The following is an 18,723-nucleotide window of genomic DNA, read 5'->3' on the forward strand; positions in this document are numbered from 1 at the left end:
CGATTCCGATCCGGTGATCACAGCCCAGGCCCAGAAACTGACTCCTTCCGGGCTCCCCGTCACCTTCACCGTCGCGGATGCAATAGCTGAGCTTCCTGCCGGCCCTTACGACGTCATCACGTGTGTCGCCACGATCCACCACCTGCCGTTCCCCCTGGCGCTCACCCGTTTCCGCCGCCATCTGGCTCCGGGAGGGACACTGGTGATCGTCGGCCTGTCTCGCGCCCAGACCCCCGTGGACCACCTGCTCGGCGCTGTCGCCATTCCGGCCAACGCTGCCATGGGCTGGCTGAAGAACAAGGGCCGCCCCTCGCAGCGGCCCGTCTCCATGACGGCCCCTACTCGCTCAGCGGACATGACCTTTGACGACATCGTCCGTGAAGCCAGAGACGTCCTCCCTGGCGCACGGCTGCGACGACGGTTGTTCTGGCGCTATACGCTTGTATGGAATCAGCCCTGAGTGGCCCGTGGCTTCCTCGACCAAGTATCGGTGCGGGGGCTCTTGCGGGTGAGACGCCGAGTCATCATGGTGATGAGCGCCCAGTTCAGGTGTGCTTCGGAGTGCTGGGGCAAGCGTTCGTAGTCGCGTGCGTTGCGGCGGGCGTTCATGCACCAGCCGATCGTGCGCTCGACTTTCCAACGGCGGGGTAACACGACGAAGCCCTTGGTGCCCTTGGGTCGGGAGACGATGCGCAGGGTGAGCCAGAGGCGGTCGCGGGCCCAGTCCACGAGGTCGCCGGCGTAGCCGCGGTCGGCCCAGACCTGGGTGATCTGCGGCTGGGTGAGGCGCAGGCGCCAGAACACGTCGCGGGCGGCGTCGCGGTCCTGGATGTCGGCGGGCGTCACCGTGATCATCACGGGCAGGCCGAGCGTGTCGACGGTGATATGTCGCTTGCGTCCGTTGATTTTCTTCGCGGCGTCGTATCCCCGGCTGTCCCTGCCGACAGTGGAGGCGCCCTTGACCGACTGGGAGTCCACGATCAGCGTCACCGGGTGGGGACAGCGGCCTTTGCCGGTACGGATCCTGCGGCGGAGCTGGTCACGGATGTAGGTGACGACCCCGGCCCGGTTCCACCGCCAGAAGAACCCGTAAACCGTCTCCCACGGAGGGAAATCCGCAGGCAGGGCTCGCCACTTCGCGCCGTTGTCGACGATGTAGCGGATGCCGTCGACGATCTCCCGCCGCGGCCACTTCTCCGGATGACCGCCGGTCTTGGTCTGGCAGGCCGGGACGGGCAGCAGGGGTTCGAGAAGTGCCCATTCGGCGACGGAGGTGTCAGAGGGGTAGCGGCGGCGACGGGAGGCAGCGGGCATGGCGGGCTCGGCAGAGGTGATCGACGGTGGACGGGGTTTATTTGGCGAGCTGGGCGAGGGTGGCGCGCACCCCAGTGAGCTGGGCGGTGGCGAGCTGGGCCCATTCGTCGTCGGGGTAGCGGGCCAGGTGCGGATCGAGCGTGCCCGTGATCACACGGGTGAGCCGGCCGAGGATCTGCCGGAACTGCCGCTTGTCGTACTCAATCCAGTCCGCGGGGTCGTCGGAGAACATGAACCTGTCCCGCCGTGTCCAGGTGATCGGCGTCAGGTTCTCCGCGGCGACGACGTCGCGGACGTGCCGCATCCCGCGGCCGACCTGCGAGCGGGTCAGGCGGGTGGCGGCCATGAGCTGATAGGTGTGCAGGCCGGCGGGGCGTGCTTCCATCAGAGCGACGCGGACCAGATCGCCGTAGTGCTCGGCCAGCGGCCGGGCCTCCCGCCGTCGCGGCATGGCCTACTCGCCTATGAGCAGCTGGACCAGCTGCTCGTCCAGGGTGAACTCGCCGTTGTCGAGGGCCCCTTCGAGCCAGTCCGCCGCCGCGCGGACCCGGCCGATCTGCCGGCGCACGGTCTCGCGCTCGTCCTCGGTGAACTCCTGCCCGCGCAGCTGCGGGACCAGGCGGCCGAGCGTGGCCACAAAGCCGTGGCAGGAACCGACCAGGTCGAGGTACTCGATGGTGTGCTCGATCGCGCGGACGGCCGGGGTACGTTCCCGGATCCGGTCCCGGGTGTCGGCGGAGTTGTCGAACTGGGCGCGGTTGACGAGCATCCGGGTGGTGTCGTCCCGCATCGTCTTCCGGGCGACGGCCGGGCGGCGCAGCAGGTCGGTGGTCACCTGCTGGGCGACGGTGTCGTCCCTGGTCAGTTCCGTGACGACCCGGACCCTTTCGGCCGGGGTGACGTGCTCGGTGACCGCCGGACGCTTCAGCAGGTCGGTGGCGACCTGGGCTGCGACCTCGTCGTCTCGGGTTAGGTCGGCGACGGCCTGGACCTTCTCATCGACCGTGACCGGCCGGTCGACCCGCTGCCCGACGACCCGTTTCGCGCCGTCTGGCGTCCACTGCCGAGCTCCCGTGCGCGGGTTGAACGGTGCGTCCTCGATCGCCGCCCACCGCTCGTCCTCGTCCGCGACCGATGCGAGGATGCGGTGAACGGTGAACGACACACCCTCCTTGCGGCGCCCCTCGGGCCACCGGTTGGCGGTGTATCGCCAGTCCTCGACCGTCCGGCGCTCGACGCCTATGTCGTCCGCGAACATCTGCAACGACTCCGTCACGGTGAACAGGTCGTCCGTGCCGTTCGGCATCGACCCGCCCACCGACCGCATCGGCTCGATCTCCAACGCCATGTCGCCCAGGGCGAACTGCGCCCTCGCGACCTGTGCGATCAGTTCCTTCGCCCGGGTGACGAGCTGTTCGTAACGCTGCCGGGTGACGTTCCCGATCCGGTCGGCCACGTCGGTCATGATGACCACCGCCCTCGCCCAGGTCCGGCCCGGCCACCACGATGTGACCGGTCAAAGGGGGCGCCGGCCCCGGTCACCGTCCACCGTGACGCGGGCGCGACACGCCGGGGCAGGGCGTGAGCCAGGGGCGCTTGAAGCGCACACGCTTTGCAGCCAACTACCCTGCAAAACTTGAGATGTTCGAGGTGTCTGCGAGGCGTTCGGCTACGGCGTTTCCGTAACGCCGTTCCGCGACGCCCGCCGGTGGCGGCAAGCTCGCACCCGGCACCGGTCCGAGCAATACACCGCCGCCTTCGACCGCTCCACCCCTACCGTCCACGACCGTCGGCACACCGGGCACTCGGCCTGCTCTCCCCGCTGTATCGCGGCCACACGCTGCCGAGTCCGCTGAAGCCTCCGCCACCGTCGTGACCTGCACCGACCCGAACAGAACACCGCCTCCGCCGCCATCGTCTGCGGCAGCGGATCACCACACTCCCGGCAGTACCGCCGAGCCGTCCCGCCAGCCCCCACACCTCAGATCATCCAGGTGCACGCACCTCACGGCCAGGGATCAAAAACACCTACTCAGTCGCTGCAGGTAGGGCAGCAGCCGGTGGAGGCTGTCGGCGAAGACCACCTCGTTGAAGCCCTCCGCCAGCAGCGCGGGATGGGAATGGACCATCGCCTTGTGCTGCGCACGTACCGTGTCGTCCGGCACGGTACGGTTGGCCGGCCGCGGGCCTTGGCGTTCCACGCACACCGAGACGGGGGTGGCCACCAGGATCGCGATGACGGGCATGTGGTGCCGCTTGGCGGCGGCGACCAGCGGCTCACGGGCCTCGCGGGTGACGTTCGTGGCGTTCCCTGTCAAGTTCTACTGTTCGCATCGAGCGAATCCCAGCGGGGCCATGAACGCGGTTGTCTCACTGAGCTGTTTCCAACCTCAGTTTGAGCAGGTCAGATGCAGGGTGAGGACGGCCTGAACCAGGCTGGTGATGCGAGTCGTGGAACATCGCAGCTTGCGCAGGAGTCGCCAGCTCTTGAGGGTGGCCATGGCCTGCTCGACGAGCGCACGGATCCCTGCATGCGAGCGGTTGACATGCCTTGATGTCGTGGACCGCGCCGGGCAGTGCAGGCGATACCCACACCAGTCGCCCGGGCGGGATCGGTGATGATCTGCACGTTCATGCCTATGTTTCCCAGAGTAGAAGGGCCGGTCGGCCGCGATTCGGTCGATCGGCAGCAGCGTGCCGTCCAGGATCACGAAGGCCTTGGTGGACGCCGTGCAGGCCGCGGTCCGCAGGTCGGAAGCCAGCGCGGCGAGGACCGCACCCGCAGCAACCGCTTCAAGCGCTGAACACTTCGCGAAGAACCCGCTGCAGGCGGTCGCGAGCAGGCAGGTCGGCAACGACAACGACGAAAGGCGGATCAGCGCGCCGGCTCAGACATGCCTCGCGCCTGGTCGCGGCTGGCGACCACCAGGTATCCATCGCTCTCGGGGCGAAGGTGGTGGACTGCACCGTGAGCCCGACACTCCGCAACTGCGCCACGAGGTCCTCGTACCGGTAGGGCCAGATGGACAACCGCTCCGAGCAGGCTCGCACTGCCCCATCCGGCTCGATCTGGGCGACCACGATCTCGAGGAAGTGTTCCTGCTCCCAGCGCTGCTCGATCTGCCAGTAGTAGCTGACGACCGCATCGCGGTCGTTGCGGCGGATGAGTCGATCGCGAACGTCTACCCGTGAGCCGGCGGAGCGCACGAGCTCCCAGTTGCGTGACGTGAGCACGAGGCGTCCGCCCGGATTCAGCAGCCGCGACATCGCTTCCAGTGCGGTCAGGCGCCCGGCTGCGCCCTCGGCGTGCCCGAGCGAGTTGCCGACGCAGAACACCAGATCGAACGTGGAGTCCTCCAGGTGGTCGGGCAGCTCGTCCCAGCTCGCGCGGAGGGCTCGAAGCGAGACACCCTGCTCGTCGGCGGCCTTCTCGGTCCGGCGAACCATCCCATCGCTGGCGTCTGCGGCGACCACGTCAAGGCCAAGACTCGCGAGACCGACGGCGAGCTGGCCGGTTCCACACGCGCAGTCGAGGACGCGCGCGTTGGGCGGCAGAGAGCCCACGACATCGCTGTAGTAAACCGCGGCTGCCTTGGCGGGGGTCAACCTGTCGTCCCCGATCAGCCACTCGTATACGTCGGAAAGCGCCCCATAACCAGCCACCGCGATAACCTCCATCACTCGACGACACGCAGGCGAGACCGCGCCTGCGATTCGGACCTTGCGCCTCGCACTGTGCCGGGCCGTGTCAGCGAAGCATTGCGCAGGACCCAACCACTTCCGGCCGCTGAGACTCCACCGGATTTCGTGGGAAACCGCGACACGCCGCACCGACGCAGGTCCCCACTCCACCGGCGCCCCATCGGCCACGATGGGGACCGCAGCCGGCAAGCGCGCGTTCACTGCGGAGCGCTTTCACTGAGCTTTTTCAGCGCTGACGCTCCAAGGTGAGGACCGCTGCGGTGATTGACGACAGGCGGTTCGGGCTGCATCGGGCTCTACGGAAGATCCGCCAGGACTTCAGCCTTGCGACACCTCGCTCGACCGGTGCTCGGGCTGCTGACAGCGCCCGGTTCGTCGTGCGCTGGGTGGGTGTGAGTTCTCGGCGGGGCGGGCGTCGGACCGGCGTGGTCACCCAGGGGCCGGCTCCGATGTAGGCGCGGTCAGCGAGGATGGGGACGCCCTGGCGTTCGCAGATCCGGATGATCCGGTGGGTACGGGCTGCGGTGAGGTCGTGGGTGCGGCCGGGCAGCGCGGGCGAGATCCACAGCAGTCTGCCCGCGGGATCAGTCACGACCTGCACGTTCACGCCGTGGCGGCGGTGTTTGTGGGAGTAGTTGGCCCGGCTGTCGCCGACCCGGTCGCACTCGGCGAGCGTGCCGTCCAGGAGGACATGCCCGGGGTCGGTCTCCCGCAGCACCCGCAGCAGTCCGGGCGCCCGTTTGGACAGGTGGCTGATGACGGCGGTGACGTAGGTGTGGGCGGTACCGACCGAGATCCCGAAGCCGGCCGCGATCTGCGTGAGGGTGTCGTGCCGACGCAGGTACACCAGGCCGACCAGGGCACGCTGGTGCGGGGGCAGCTTGCAGCGGCGGTCACCCTCGCGGGTGACGATGAGCATGGTGACCCACTCGACCAGGGCGTGAGGCAGGTCGAGTGCGGCAGGATAGACAACCAACGAGGCTCCCACGCCGGTGGGTTGAGACGTAGAACACCTCCTCCAACGGCACGGGAGCCTTGTGTGTTGCGGGGATCCATCCCGTCACCCGATCAGTGGCCACGCTGAAAAAGCTCAGTGGCCACGCTGAAAAAGCTCAGTGAGATGCACACTGCCGACGGCAGCAGTGTTCAGCACCGCCGTTTCTGTTCCGCCCGACTGTCAAGTCGGCGGCTTGCGGACGATACCGGTGAAGCCAGCAACGAACAGGGTGAGGAACGCCCAGCTTAAAAGCTGCAGGACCACGCCTGCCACGAAGACCCACTGCGCAGGACCTGCGTTGGTCAGCTCGCAGCGGCCGGCCCCGATCGTTCCAAGCAGAGGCACGGCGCGGTCGACAGCGAACCCGATGCTTTCCACCACGCCGCAGCGCCCACCTCCTCGAGCCTTCGGGTGAACTACCCATCCGTGAGTATCCGCCAAGAGCATAAGGCCACAAGAGATGGCCATGACGAGGAGGAGGAACCACAGAGCGCGACCGGATCGGTAGCCATAACGGACCGTCACGCGGGCGATCCAATGCCAAACTCTGGCCCCTCGCAGGGAGCCATCCTCTTGGCTGAGCGTCAGGCCGAAGGCATCCTGCTGGGCGATAAGAACCATCTTGGCACGCTCCTCATCACCCGCTCTCCGGAAGACATCGGCTAACTGTCGGTACGGCTGCGGAGGATTACCAGGCACGCACTTCTGGAGCACTTGCAGCCAAGTTTCGGCTCGAGGCTCAAGGGGCTGGGAACGGTAAGTGAAGCCTTCCAATAGCAATCGCGGCCGCGCCTTGGCCTCGTCGAGCAGACTGTGCCATGCGTTCTCGCTCCACAACGACAGCGCGCCGTCCACTCGGGCATCTCGTAGATCGAGGATCACACGGTCGCCGCCTTGGGTGGCCACCCGTCCACTTACCGTCAACGTGCCAGTGATGTGGGCGCCTGACAGCCGGATGGCGCCGTCTTTTCCGCCGCCGGTGGCCTTCAGGTCAGCCAGCGAGGTTTCGCTGTCGACGCGCAGGCGGTCGGCGGCCAGGGCTGGACCGGTGTGGTTGGTCAGCTCTGCACCGGTTAGATAGAGCTTGCCGGCGAAGTGGGCTCCCGTTAGGCGAACGGTGCCGTCCTCCCCGTGCCCGGTGGCCTTCAGGTCGGCCAGCGAGGCGTGACTGCCAATCTGCAGGCGGTCGGCGAAGAGGGCGGGACCTGTGTCACTGGTCAAGGTTGGTCCGCTGCGGTTGGTCAGTTCGGCTCGGCGCAGGTCGAACTGGCCAGCGATGTGGGCCCCAGCCAGTCGGACGGTGCTGTCTTTTCCGTGGCCAGTAGCCTTTATGTCGGCCAGCCAGGTGCTGCTGTCGACTCGTAGGCGGTCGGCGGCCAGGGCTGGACCAGCGTGGTTCGTCAGCTTGGCGCCGGTCAAGTGAAGCTCGCCGGTGATATGCGCATCGACCAGCCGCACAGTGCTGTCTTCTCCGTGACCGGTGGCTTTTATGTTGGCCAGCGAGGTGTAGCTGTCGACCTTAAGGCGGTCGGCGAATAGGGCGGGGCCGTTGTGATTGGTCAGCTCGGCATAGCGCAGGTCAAGCTCGCCGGTGATGTGCGCGCCTGACAGCCGCACAGTGCTGTCTTCTCCGTGACCGGTGGCTTTTATGTTGGCCAGCGAGGTGTAGCTGTCGACCTTAAGGCGGTCGGCGAATAGGGCGGGGCCGTTGTGATTGGTCAGCTCGGCATAGCGCAGGTCGAGCCCGCCGGTGATGTGCGCGCTTGACAGCCGGATGGCGCCGTCTTTTCCGCCGCCGGTGGCCTTCAGGTCAGCCAGCGAGGTTTCGCTGTCGACGCGCAGGCGGTCGGCGGTCAGGGCTGGACCGGTGTGGTTGGTCAGCTCCGCGCCGGTCAGGCGGAGCTTGCCAGTGAAATGGGATCCCACTAGTTGGACAGTGCCGCCTTCTCCGTGGCCGGTGGCCTTCATGCCAGCCAGCGAGGTGTGGTCGTCGACCTGCAGACCGTCAGCAAATAGGGCGGGGCCCCTGTCGTTGGTGAGCTCGGCGCCGACCAGGAGCAATTGGCTGGTGATCTGCGCGCCTAGCAGCCGGACAGCGCCGTCTTTTCCATGGCCGGTGGCTTTTATGTTAGCCAGCGAGGTGTAGCTGTCGACCTTAAGGCGGTCGGCGAGTAGCGCGGGGCCGTTGTGATTGGTCAGCTCGGCATAGCGCAGGTCGAGCCCGCCGGTGATGTGCGCGTCCAGCAGCCGGACCGCACCGGCCTTTGCGTGACCGGTGACCTTCACGTGGGCCAAGGCGAGGGAAAAACTGAGCTGCAGGTGGTCAGCGTGCAGGGCAGGCAGCACCGACCCGCTTAGGGACAGAGAAGACATCTGGGCGCGTTCTAATACCACCGGTTCGTCGAACTGGCACCCCTCCAGCCTGAGTGGGACAACACTGCGCACATCGGTCAGGTCAAGTTGGCCGGTGATGCGCGCCCTGAGCAAACGGATGCCTCGTGGGTCGAGCGGACCTCCAGTGCGCTCCAACAGAAGGCTGCGGATTTGCCTCGCCGACACCTTCCTGAGGCGCGGATGCACTCGCGCAGGCATCCACCTTCGGGTCAGATCGAGGACTGCCCCCGCTTCTGTCGCTTTGATCAGTCGGTCACGCACGTTCCCCACGTTATGCCGACTCCATAAGCAGACGCCTAGGCAGGATGAGAAATCCTCCTCCATCTGAGTCAAAGACAGCAGTAGCTTGACTGTGCGTCTTCCCCAGCGCATGCCCGAGCAGGCCGTGCTGCGCGACCGCGCCCTGGTCACCCTCGCCCTCGCCGTCACCGGCCGTTCCGCGGAGGTCTCCGCGCTGGATGCCGATGGCATCCGCCTGGTTGCTGAAGGCCTTGAGATCCACGTCCCCTCTGCCAAGGGACGCCCGGCCTGCGACGTCGTCGCCCACGGACAGCACCCCGTCACCTGCCCTGTCCGCTGCTGGCTGGCCTGGAAACAGGCCGCCGACATCGACACCAGACCCGCCTTCCGTCCCGTCGACCAGGCCGGCCGCATCGGCGCCGCCCGCCTCGGTCTCGACGGCTGCCGCCGTGCCGCCTGCCGTGTCAGCTATGACTTGCCTTCTGTCTCCACCGGGTCTTCGTAGGGAAGACGGAGGCCGGTGGCGCGGTGGGTTGCTCTTTGGTGCTGTCCTGGTGTGTGCGAGGACGTTTCAGTGATTCGGCCGACCATCCGTCGGTTTGCTGCCAAGTGCGCCGCATCGGGCTGCCGCACTACCAGCTGCCCGCTACACAGGGAGGCGGGACTGCGCTTGCGCCTGGAGGGGGACTGGCCCGGTGGTGACGATCAATGTGGCGGTGCTGCTTGCTGTGATCATTGTGATCCGGCTGCGTCGGCGGACCCAGGCCCGCAGCCGTAGCGACGAGCAGCTGACGGTGCTCATCGTCTTGGTGTTCGGTGTGTTGATCGCCCCGACCGACCTGGGGCAGGGAATCTTCAATGCTGTCGGTCAGGCCACGGCGGGGCTTTCGCGGTCGGGTCCGTGAGGCCGCGGCGCCCGGCTACATGCCGCGGTGCCTGTGCTCGGATCTCTGTTGCGGGTCTGTCAACGCCGCGGGCACCGGCCGATTGCGGGGTGAGCGGCGGGGGAGGGGTGCCGGAGCGGGTCTGGCCCGCTCCGGCGCGGTGGGGTTACACCATGGGGTAGTAGCCGTACATGTACTCGTCGCAGTCGCTGCTCTCGTCGGTACTGCGGGGGTCGGCTGCTACGGCGCGCGCGGCGAGCGGGGCGGCGATGAGGAGCAGGCTCAGCAGGCCGCCGGCGGGCAGGACCGCGTCGATGAGGGTCAGGTGGCTGTCTTCCTCCACGTGGAACATGCCCGCGAAGAACAGGGCCAGGGAGCCGGTGAGACTGGTGAGGGCGGCCAGCCACCTGAGGTTGTTGCGAAGAGCCGTGTCCTTCCGCTCCGGTGTTGCGGGCCCGTCAACGACCGGCCGGGCCGGCGCGGCGCCCGGCGGCTGAGCCGCTTCCTCTCGCGCGGGCGGGACGCCCTGGCGCGGTGACGGCGCAGCGGCGTGCTGGTCCTCGCGGCGGATGGTCTGTGCCACCTCGGCGCGCTGGCGTTCGCTGTCCTGCAGCCGGGCCTCGAGATCCTGGACGTAAGCCGAGGCGGCGTGCAGCTGCCGGCGCATGACCGCGTTCTCCTCCTCCAGCCGGCCCCGTTCGGTCCCGGCGAGAAGAAGGCGCTCATGTGCCGCGGCGAGGTCTTCCTGGAGCTGTTGCAGCCGTGCCAGCACGACGCGGTGCTCCTCCAGCACACCGGCCCGCAGATGATGCTGGACTTCTGCCCCCTCCTGCGCCAGGCACCACCGGACGGTCACGGCCTGCACCTGGCCCTGCAGCTCCCCCACGAGGGCCTGCAGTTCCTCCACACGGGCCTGCAGCCGGTAATTGGCATGCCCGCTGCCGCGCAGCGCCGCCTCACGCAGCCTCCTCAGCTCCTCCAGCCTGGCCCGCGCGATGGGCTGGCCCCCGCGGTGCGCCTGCTCGGCCAGGCTGTCCAAGAACCACTGTGGCGCTACCCGCGCGCCCGACAGGTAGCGCGAGACGGTGCTGGCGTCGGCGTCTTTCACCTCGCGGGCGAAAGCACGCACGCCGAACCCCCTGCCGGTGAACTCCGCTCGCAGCGCTGCCGCGAAGGCCTGCCGCTCTGCGGTGAGCCGGCTGCCGGTGTCCGTCTTCTTCGCCGGACTGCCGTCCGGCCGGTGATGCGTCATGGCGTACCCCCCAAGTAGTTAACTAACTGTATTCATATGATCACTTTTGGTGTGTCTGGGGGGTGGGTTCCCCGCTGCCCGGGAACCGGCCGGTGCCAATGCCACGGCAACGGGTGCTGCGGCTCCCGCCACAGTCCCGGCCGGTGGTGACGTGAGCACAGGAAGTCTTCACGTCTCGCCCGCGGCCCGCCCGCGCGCCCGACCCAAGAGGGGAGAGCACTTATGTCCACGCTCGCCCGCATCGTCGTCCTGCTGCTCGTCCTGGTCACCCTGGTCATCGCCAGCGGCCTGGCCGTCGTCGGCTATGCCTACCCGGCCCTCGTCCAGCCTTTGACGCTCGCTCTGACCGGCGCGGGAGTTCTCGTCGCCCTCGTCGTCGGGGTCATCGCGGCGGGACGTCAGTAGTCCGGCACAAGAGCACGCTCCTACTGGAACCGGGCGTCCGGAGCGGGGTGGCCCCGGATGCATGCCCGCGCTCAAGGCGTACGGATTACAGCTGCAGAGGTGAATCGCTGCACCCGCGGGGATGGTCCTTCCGCCTCCATCCTCGGCATCGTGCCCCTTGGCTACTCCTCGCACCTGTGGGGATGGCCGCGAGGTCGGCCGCTGCTCTTCGCCTCTGCGGAGGTGGTCCTGGGGCGCAGCCCGGCGTCGTTGTCTGCCTCGGCTGCTCGCGTGTTGACTGGCCTTCGTGCACCCCGGGTTCCGCTGGATTTTGTTGACACGCTTGTGGATCTTCAGGTGGCGGGTGAGGGGCGCATGGTGGGGGCACGGGAGGACGGGGAAGTCTGCGCGGGCGCACTCAACTTCGTCGATTCATCCGACATGTCCTCTTTGAGTGACCGTTTTTGATCGATTGGAGTCGTTTATGCGCGAGGTCTTCTGGCAGTGACCGTCCACGGGGTGACGGGCACCCGTACCCACGACGCTACTTTCTGGCATCAGAGCGCTGCGCAAGGTAGTAGCGTCCTGCTCCCGGCATCTTCTGCCGGACGGCAAAGACCCCGGCACCGTTGGTTGGTCGCCCGCGCGCCGGGGTCCTGTCGCTCTCAACGCCAGCCCCGAGACAAGGGAGATCTCCGATGTCGCTGCGCCGACGCCGAACTCGTTTCCCCGCAGGCGCGTACGCACTTGCGCTGAAAACGAGTCGTGACCGTATCATCCCGCTGCCATACCCGGCCCAAACCACGGTGTGGCATGTCAAGGCTGTCATGCTCCGCGGGAGCCTGCCCATGGCCGCGATCTGCCTTCCTCTGCTCGCGATTCCGGACGCTCTGCCGCCGCGTGTACTGCCCCTTCTTGCCCTCTTTCTGACGGCTGCTCACGGATCTGTACTGGTCCGCCAGTGGATTGTCCGCCGCTGACCTGATCGCCGGTGGGGGCACGAGCCGTCGCTCGTGCCCCCCGCCGGCTCCAGCCTCTCCGGCCCCGCGCGGCCGGACAGCCGGTACAAATACCCGCCCAGCACCCCCGAAAGAGGTCCCCTGTGTCCACCCGTTCCCGCGTCCAGACGGCTGACAACGCCCCGCGGCCGGCCCGCACCGCCCCCTCGGCCGACCCCGCCCGTGCCCGCCGCTGCACCGAAGCCCTGCGCGACATCGCCGAGGACTGCACCGTGGTTTCCGAGTCCTTGCTGCTCAACGCCTACAGCGCGGCCGCGCTGAACACCGAACTTCTCCAGCGTCTCGTCGCCCTCCGGGACCTGGTGGACGAGGCGATCGGAGTCGTCGTCGTGCGCCAACGCGCCCAGGGTGAGCCGCTAGCAGACCTCGCACCGATCGCCAAGCGCACCGAGGACCGGCTGCGCAAGAAATACGATCCGCCCTCCGTCGACCGCGCCCTGGCCACCCGCCGTCGGCCCAACCCTGCAACCCCCGCCCACAACACCGAGGCCGCCGCCGACACACCGATCCTGCGCCGCCCGGGCCAGCGCCTGGCCAGCGCTCTGACCCGGATGAAGGAAGGTTCCGGCCGCCGCCAGCGCGAATTCGCCGAAAAGATGGGCGTCCACGAGTCCTACGTCTCGCGGATGCTTTCCGGCCAGCGCGACCCCTCCTGGAAGCATGTAAAGATCATCTGCGACGTGTGCGGGGTCGACCCCGAGTGGATGAAGCCACTGTGGGAAGCAGCCGCCGACGTACAGCCCTCAAACGCCAATGACCCGGTCACGTACCTGCGCACCTACCTGCAAGGCCTGCACTATGCGCTCGGCTCCCCGGACCCCGAGGTCATCCTCACAGCCGCCCAGCACACCATCAGCGCCCACGACCTCAGCCGCGCGCTGTATGGGCCCGGCGTCCCCGACTGGCCAGTGATCGACCGGCTCACCGTCGTCTTGCAAAGTCTGCCCACCATTACCCGGCCCTTGTGGCGGCGTGCTCAGGCAGCCGCCGAAAGCGCCCCTACCGACACCCTCAACTGATCTGCCGTCCTACCGGGGGAAGGACCATGAAGCCCACACCGCCCACTGCGGCCGTGCTCACGACCGCCTTCTACGCCTTCTACGACCTGCACCGCCCGGCCTACCACGCCTACGCCGCTGCACGCCTTCCCCAAGAGGAGGCTCACCTCAGCGTCACCCAGCTCTTCGACCTCATCGCCAGCAACTGGACCTGGCTCATGACCAAGCAGTGTCCCTCCGCCTGGGCCTGGGAAAAGCACACCCGGGCCGTCGCCCGCCGCACCGGCCGCACTCCCACCCCGGCCGAAGACACCGCGCTCCTGCACGATGATCTTCGCCTGAGCATCGACCGCATCGCCACCATCACCGGCACCGACCCCGCACGGGTCACCACGCTCCTAGCCGCCGCCAGGCGCCCAGCGGGCCGCGCGCCCGAAGCGGTTGGACACGTGCAGGAGCGCCTCGGAGCATCGGGTGCCGGCGGTCTCCTCACGAGTACCATAGGCACGAGGACCCGGTAGGACCGGCTTTCCAACTCCCGCTCCGTCTGAGGAGCCGCCGTCTTCCGACTGATGCCAGCGGCAAAGATCGGTATCAGCGGCAGTGTGGACTGCTGCGCATGGCGATGCGCAGCCCAGGGGATTTCCGCGTGATGCGCTGACCGCGGGGGTGTTCCGCGGTTGGTGGGCGCGTGTTGCGCAGCTGCTGCGCGTTCGGCTGCGCAACGGCCTGCGCAGGACGCTGTCACGTTGTTGAGTGTGCGAGTGCCTGACGGCGTGTCGTGTGTGGTGGAGCCGGGTTCCGGCTCCGAGCTCAGGCCTCGGCGGACCGGCCGACGACGCCGGTGACCTGGTCCCAGATGGCGAAGCGGACGGTCATCTCGGCGCGGTAGTTGTGTGCGGTCATCAAGTGGCGGCGGGGTCTGAAGTGGGGTGAGATGCCGCTGAACGCGGCCAGGAACCGCTGCGCCCCGCCAGCGCTGCGGAAGCCTTTCATGGCGCGTTCGCGTTGCCGGGTGGGCTGGTGGCTGTTCTCGGCCCGGTTGTTCAGGCTCTTGTGGGAACGGTGTTCGACCGAGGGCATGACCTCGCGGTGGGCGGCACCGTAGGAATGCAGCTTGTCGGTGACGACCACCCGCGGCACCGCACCGGTCCTCTTCAGCAGCCTGCGGAAGAAGCGCCTGGCGGCGGTCGTGTCCCGCCGGTTCTGCACGAGGATGTCCAGCACGGTGCCGTCCTGGTCGACAGCCCGCCACAGGTACTTCCGCTCTCCGTTGATCTTCACGAACACCTCGTCCAGATGCCATTTATCCCCGGGCCTCGGCCGGCGGCGGCGCAGTCCGTTCGCATAGGCCTGCCCGAACTTGGCGCACCACCGCCGGACCGTCTCGTACGAGACGACCACACCGCGTCCAAGCATCAGCTCCTCGACCTCCCGAAACGACAGCGGGAAGCGGAAGTACAGCCACACGCAGTGGGAGATGACCTCGACCGGGTACCGGTGCCCCTTGTACGACGGCGACGCGCTGTCCACGGACAACCCCTCCCGCATGATCAACCAGAAGATCATCCCACCAGCTCAGCCAACGTGACAGCGCCGGGCGGATGAGTTCGCGCATGCGCTTGTCCCAGGTGCGGTCCGCGTGACCGCCGGCGAGCTCGGCCAGGATGCGGCTGGTCTTGGTGAAGCGGACGTTGGCGCCCTGGCGGACGGCCTGGTGGCCGAGGGCCTGGGCGACGTGTGTCTTCCCGACCCCGACGGGCCCGAACAAGATGACGGACTCGCCGGAGTGGAGCCAGCGCAGAGCGGCGAGGTCGCGGATCTGGGCGGCGGGCAGCTTCGGGGAGGCGTTGAAGTCGAAGCCTTCCAGGGTGGCCTGCTGCTCGAACTTGGCCTTGCGCAGGCGCCGTTCGAGTGCGGCGGATTCGCGGCGGGTGATCTCGTCCTGGCAGAGGACCTGGAGGAAGTCGAGGTGCCCGAGCTCGCCCTTCTGGGCCTGGGTGAGGCGGGCGTCGAGGGTTTCGAGCATGCCGGACAGCCGCAGCGTCTTCAGCGACTCGCGCAGGGCGGTGGTCATCACGCTCACCGGCCGGCCTCCTCGGTGTCCACATCCGCATCGGCGTCGGTGTGACCCTGGTCGTCGTGAACCTGGCCGGGGATCTGCAGGGGGACGGTGGCCGCGAAAAGGCCCTCGGGGCCGTGCAGGAAGGCCGCGGCCCCGGCGTCGCCGGTCTCGGGTTCCGGGTCGGTCTCGGTGCCGGCGACCAGGATGCCCTTGACGGTCCGATAGGACGGATCACCGACGGCGACCGCCTTCGCGCAGGCGGCTTCGAGTCTGGCGTCGCCGTACTTCTTGCGCAGCCCGAGTACTCCCTGGGCGGCCCGGAGCCGGTAGAGGGCGTTGACCTCCAACAGCTGGTCGATCAGCTCGCGGCAGGCGTCCCCGACCTGGGAGGCTTGGCCGCGGCACCAGATCGGCGTCCGCATCTGGAAGGCGATCTTCTCTGGCGGGTAGTCGTTCTTGTCGGTGCGTTTGCCCTGCTCCAGGGCCGCGTGGGTCTTGACGAGCTCGCCCTCGTGGAAGACCTGGACCATGGTGGCGGTGGAGCGGACATCGACACGGCGGCCGATCAGCTTCCAGGGCACCGAGTAGAGAGTGCGGCCGACCTTGATGTGGATGTCCGGGCCGACGGTGGCCTGTGACCATCGGGCCAGCACGAACGGTTCCTCGGGCAGCGGCAGCAGGGCCTTGGCCTCCGCCGCCTCGAATACGGACAGCGGCTTCGCGCCGCCCAGCGGGCGGCACTGCCGCTGGCCTGCGACGTTGGTGGCCCAGAGCAGGGCCTCGGCCTGCATGTGCTCCAGCGAGGTGAACGTCCGACCGCTCCAGAACGAGTCGCGGACATAGGGCATGGGCCGCTCGACCCGCGGCTTGTCCTTCGGCTTCGACGCCCGGGCCGGATCCACCAACGTCCCGTAGTAGGTGGCGAGTTCGGCATAGGACCGGTTGATCTTCGGGTCGTAGAGGTCCGGCTTGTCGACCCCGGTCTTGAGGTTGTCCGGCACCAGGCGGCGCGGGACGCCGCCGAAGAAGCGGAAGGCTTCCGTGTGTGCGAGGGTCCAGGCGTGCTGGTCCATGTGCGTCACCGGGCGGACGAACATGTGCCGCGAGGCGGGCAGCACCATCACGAATGCCCAGATGCGGTGCCGTTTGCCGCTGGTGGGGTTGATCCACTGCCCCAGGAAGCCGTAGTCGATCTGGGCCTCCGAGCCCGGCTCGATGTCGTCCCGCAGCACCGTGACCTTGGAGCGGGCCGCTTCGTCGGGCAGGTTCTCGTGGACCCAGCGGCGGAACGTCGTCAGCGATACCTTCAACTTGCCCTCATCGCGGAGACGTTGGTGGATCGTGGTGACCGTCGTGGTCTTCAGCAGTTCCTTGACGTAGTCGCGGTGCGGCTCGATCTCGCCCCACCTGACCTGGTTCAGCTTCCGGCTCGTGAGCTCGGGGAACCAGCTCTTGAGCAGCTTGGCCCAGTCCGCCTCGCTCATGGGCGGCCCGCCCGGGGTGATCCCCGCCTTCTCCGCCGGCGCCAGGTACTTCCTGACCGTCTTGCGGTCTACCCCCAGCGATGCGGACACCTGGCTCTTGGACCGGCCCGCGTACCAGTGCACGTAGATCTCGACGATGTCGACCACGGTGAATGTTCTCCTTGCCATCCGGTGCGTCCGTCGGCCTCTCGGCTCGCGGATCGAGGGCCTGTGACACTCCGAGAGGCCAGCACCCTCAACCCGGGCACCGGCATGCCCATGGGGAACCCGGCCGATTCGCAAGGAATAGTCAATAAGTGATCAAACCACCCGAAACAGGGAACATCGCGCCAGTTCGAGCATGGTCGGTGGCACCATCGATGGTCGGCGCCCCGGTGGGGAATCGTGACCACAAGGGTGGGGAATTACGTGGCGCTGATCATGCAGATCGTGGGGAATTACGTGACCGCCGACAGTTTCTGCCCCGGCAACACGGGCCAGGCCGCACGCCGCTGGAAAACGGGCATCTGACACCGGCGCAGCCTGTTGACCCGCTCGGTCAGTGCGACGGGGAAAAGCGCAGGCCTGCGGTGACGAGCTTGCGGATGGCGATCACGGCGGCGGCCGCCATGATGGCGTCCCAGCTGGGCTCACCCGCCAGCCGCAGCAGCCCTGCCGCGATGAGGAAGTCCAGCAGGACGGCCAGTGCGGGCATCAGCCGTCTCGCCGCCGCGAACACCACCGCGGCTGCGATGAGCCCGAAGGCGGTGGCGGCGAGAGCGGCCAGGTGCAGGAGGGCGGTCACGCCGGTCCCGCCGGGGCGCGGGAGCCGTCCGCCTCCTTGCGGCGCTCGCGCTCGATCTCGGCGCGCTCGTTGGCGATCTCCCGGCTGAGGAAGTAGTTCAGGGCGGTCCGGATCGCAGCGATCGCGGCGAGCTGCCCGATCTCGGTGAAGCTCGGCGCGATGGCGGTGCGCAGCACGTCCCCGGCGAGCTGGAACTCCAGGCCCAACGCCAGGAACCGGCCCAGGGAGAGCCGGATCCGGTTGAACTGGCGGCCCACGCCGCCGCCACGGATTCCTGCCAGGAGGAAGTGGCCGAACGCCCAGGCGGCCCCCACGAAGATGATCAGGGCCCCGGCCGCCTCCACCAGTCTCACCAGCAGGTCCACCACGTTCCGGAGCGTGGACTCGGGCAGCACTTCCACCGACAGGAAAACGTTCATGAGCGGCCGGGTACCCCCACCCGGCCTGGTCGGCACGGCGGGCGAGGCGGGGAGTCGTACTGCACGTCAGGGACCTGTACACTCGGCCGGCGCGACCGGTACTCGACCGCCGACGCCTGCATGGCCAGGACTGCGGCGGTCAGACGGCGGCCGATGATCACCTTCTACGAAGGCCGGAAGCGGCAGGCGACGCCCTGCCCGTGAAGCAGGATGGGGCGCCGCTGCGTCTGGCGACGGCTGCCGGGTCAGCCGTGGTAGGTGATGTAGCCGTTGCCGTCACGGTCGTTGGCCGTCTTGGTATAGGAGTGCACGTCCGCGCGGCTGCCGGAGGGCTTGTAGAAGTAGATGGTGTCCTTGTCATTGTTCCAGATGAAGTTGCAGTTCTGGCGGTAGACGACGTTCTTGGCGTCGGAGTCGGTGCCGCGGCCGCCGCGCAGCTTGATGTAGTCGCCGGGCTGCAGGGTGTGGCTCTTGGTGAAGGTGAACGTGTTACCGGCGGCGTCCTTGACCTTGTAGCCCTTCAGGTTCACGTTCGCCGTCTTCGAGTAGTTCTTGATCGTCAGGTACTCGTCCTTGGTGTTCCCGCCGGAGCACTTGTTGGAGTCCCGGCCCGGGGCGTCGTACTGGACACCCTTGATCTTCAGCGCCGAGGAGTACTCGGCGGCCTGGGCCGGCGCGGCGGTGAGGCTGAGCACGCCGGCGGCGGCCACGGCCGCGGCGACGGGCAGGGTACGGCTGATGCGCATGCGGGTTCCCCCTGATGGTGCCTATGGAGCATCGGGGAGCA

At 67.9% G+C, this 18,723-nt stretch carries 18 protein-coding genes and 3 pseudogenes; 6 read left to right on the top strand and 15 right to left on the bottom strand.

The features are described from left to right. On the top strand, positions 1 to 460 hold a 460-nt coding region (locus GL259_RS00005), incomplete at its 5' end, for a class I SAM-dependent methyltransferase (protein WP_159528089.1). On the opposite strand, the gene GL259_RS00010 is transcribed toward GL259_RS00005, so the two are convergent. The 8 genes and pseudogenes from GL259_RS00010 to GL259_RS00045 form a co-directional block, all read right to left on the bottom strand. Next, positions 451 to 1,314, bottom strand: a complete 864-nt coding sequence (locus GL259_RS00010) for an IS5 family transposase (RefSeq protein ID WP_159528091.1) — start codon at positions 1,312 to 1,314, stop codon at positions 451 to 453. The genes GL259_RS00005 and GL259_RS00010 overlap by 10 nt on opposite strands. Positions 1,315 to 1,351: 37 nt before the next feature. Then, the gene (locus GL259_RS38080) at positions 1,352 to 1,765 is read right to left on the bottom strand and encodes a hypothetical protein (RefSeq protein ID WP_159528093.1); all 414 of its coding nucleotides are present in this window, start codon (positions 1,763 to 1,765) and stop codon (positions 1,352 to 1,354) included. A 3-nt stretch (positions 1,766 to 1,768) separates the two neighbouring features. Beyond that, a complete protein-coding gene (locus GL259_RS00020; RefSeq protein WP_243762130.1) occupies positions 1,769 to 2,779 on the bottom strand; it encodes a DUF6192 family protein in 1,011 nt (336 codons plus the stop codon). Between the two features lie 553 nt (positions 2,780 to 3,332). Beyond that, positions 3,333 to 3,632 carry an AAA family ATPase gene (locus GL259_RS00025; RefSeq protein WP_243762131.1) on the bottom strand — a complete coding sequence of 100 codons (300 nt, stop codon included), beginning with the start codon at positions 3,630 to 3,632 and terminating at the stop codon, positions 3,333 to 3,335. Between the two features lie 72 nt (positions 3,633 to 3,704). Next, positions 3,705 to 4,103 (bottom strand): annotated as a pseudogene (locus tag GL259_RS00030) (transposase family protein); the annotation flags it as partial. Between the two features lie 86 nt (positions 4,104 to 4,189). Next, positions 4,190 to 4,992: pseudogene (locus GL259_RS00035) on the bottom strand (class I SAM-dependent methyltransferase). 250 nt (positions 4,993 to 5,242) lie between these two features. Further along, complete coding sequence (locus tag GL259_RS00040) at positions 5,243 to 5,992, bottom strand: transposase family protein (RefSeq protein WP_159528095.1); 750 nt, start codon at positions 5,990 to 5,992, stop codon at positions 5,243 to 5,245. A gap of 201 nt (positions 5,993 to 6,193) precedes the next feature. Further along, a complete protein-coding gene (locus tag GL259_RS00045; RefSeq protein ID WP_159528097.1) occupies positions 6,194 to 8,668 on the bottom strand; it encodes a hypothetical protein in 2,475 nt (824 codons plus the stop codon). 85 nt (positions 8,669 to 8,753) lie between these two features. Between GL259_RS00045 and GL259_RS00050 the strand changes: the two genes are divergently transcribed. Further along, positions 8,754 to 9,152 (top strand): hypothetical protein, encoded by a 399-nt coding sequence (locus GL259_RS00050; protein ID WP_159528099.1) that lies wholly within the window; start codon positions 8,754 to 8,756, stop codon positions 9,150 to 9,152. Positions 9,153 to 9,342: 190 nt separating this feature from the next. Then, positions 9,343 to 9,552 (top strand): hypothetical protein, encoded by a 210-nt coding sequence (locus GL259_RS00055; protein ID WP_159528101.1) that lies wholly within the window; start codon positions 9,343 to 9,345, stop codon positions 9,550 to 9,552. Positions 9,553 to 9,697: 145 nt separating this feature from the next. Here GL259_RS00055 and GL259_RS00060 read toward each other — a convergent pair whose 3' ends face one another. Next, positions 9,698 to 10,783, bottom strand: coding sequence for a hypothetical protein (locus tag GL259_RS00060; protein WP_159528103.1), 1,086 nt, complete (start codon positions 10,781 to 10,783; stop codon positions 9,698 to 9,700). Positions 10,784 to 11,005: 222 nt separating this feature from the next. On the opposite strand from GL259_RS00060, the gene GL259_RS00065 reads away from it, so the two are divergent. The 3 genes from GL259_RS00065 (at position 11,006) to GL259_RS00075 (ending at position 13,705) form a co-directional block, all read left to right on the top strand. After that, the gene (locus tag GL259_RS00065) at positions 11,006 to 11,188 is read left to right on the top strand and encodes a hypothetical protein (RefSeq protein WP_159528105.1); all 183 of its coding nucleotides are present in this window, start codon (positions 11,006 to 11,008) and stop codon (positions 11,186 to 11,188) included. 1,081 nt (positions 11,189 to 12,269) lie between these two features. Continuing rightward, positions 12,270 to 13,205: a helix-turn-helix transcriptional regulator gene (locus tag GL259_RS00070; protein ID WP_159528107.1), complete on the top strand. Its 936-nt coding sequence runs from the start codon at positions 12,270 to 12,272 to the stop codon at positions 13,203 to 13,205. A gap of 26 nt (positions 13,206 to 13,231) precedes the next feature. Next, complete coding sequence (locus GL259_RS00075; protein ID WP_243762132.1) at positions 13,232 to 13,705, top strand: hypothetical protein; 474 nt, start codon at positions 13,232 to 13,234, stop codon at positions 13,703 to 13,705. Positions 13,706 to 13,997: 292 nt separating this feature from the next. Here the strand turns inward: GL259_RS00075 and GL259_RS00080 are convergent, their stop codons facing one another. The 6 genes and pseudogenes from GL259_RS00080 to GL259_RS00105 all read right to left on the bottom strand — a co-directional run bounded on the left by GL259_RS00080 (position 13,998) and on the right by GL259_RS00105 (position 18,682). Beyond that, on the bottom strand, positions 13,998 to 14,735 hold the full coding sequence (locus GL259_RS00080; RefSeq protein ID WP_159528109.1) for an IS6 family transposase: 738 nt from the start codon (positions 14,733 to 14,735) through the stop codon (positions 13,998 to 14,000). A gap of 100 nt (positions 14,736 to 14,835) precedes the next feature. After that, a pseudogene (locus tag GL259_RS00085) lies at positions 14,836 to 15,261 on the bottom strand (ATP-binding protein); the annotation flags it as partial. A 5-nt stretch (positions 15,262 to 15,266) separates the two neighbouring features. Next, positions 15,267 to 16,901: an IS21 family transposase gene (gene istA, locus GL259_RS00090; protein ID WP_243762133.1), complete on the bottom strand. Its 1,635-nt coding sequence runs from the start codon at positions 16,899 to 16,901 to the stop codon at positions 15,267 to 15,269. 370 nt (positions 16,902 to 17,271) lie between these two features. Continuing rightward, entirely contained in the window at positions 17,272 to 17,517 is a 246-nt protein-coding gene (locus tag GL259_RS00095) for a DUF1622 domain-containing protein (RefSeq protein ID WP_159528111.1), read from the bottom strand. Further along, positions 17,514 to 17,936: a DUF1622 domain-containing protein gene (locus GL259_RS00100; RefSeq protein WP_159528113.1), complete on the bottom strand. Its 423-nt coding sequence runs from the start codon at positions 17,934 to 17,936 to the stop codon at positions 17,514 to 17,516. Before GL259_RS00100 ends, GL259_RS00095 begins: the two co-directional genes overlap by 4 nt. A 245-nt stretch (positions 17,937 to 18,181) precedes the next feature. Then, the gene (locus GL259_RS00105) at positions 18,182 to 18,682 is read right to left on the bottom strand and encodes a lamin tail domain-containing protein (RefSeq protein WP_159528115.1); all 501 of its coding nucleotides are present in this window, start codon (positions 18,680 to 18,682) and stop codon (positions 18,182 to 18,184) included. Between the last annotated feature and the right edge of the window lie 41 nt (positions 18,683 to 18,723).

Source organism: Streptomyces sp. Tu 3180, from assembly GCF_009852415.1.
In the GTDB taxonomy this organism is placed as follows: Bacteria; Actinomycetota; Actinomycetes; order Streptomycetales; family Streptomycetaceae; genus Streptomyces.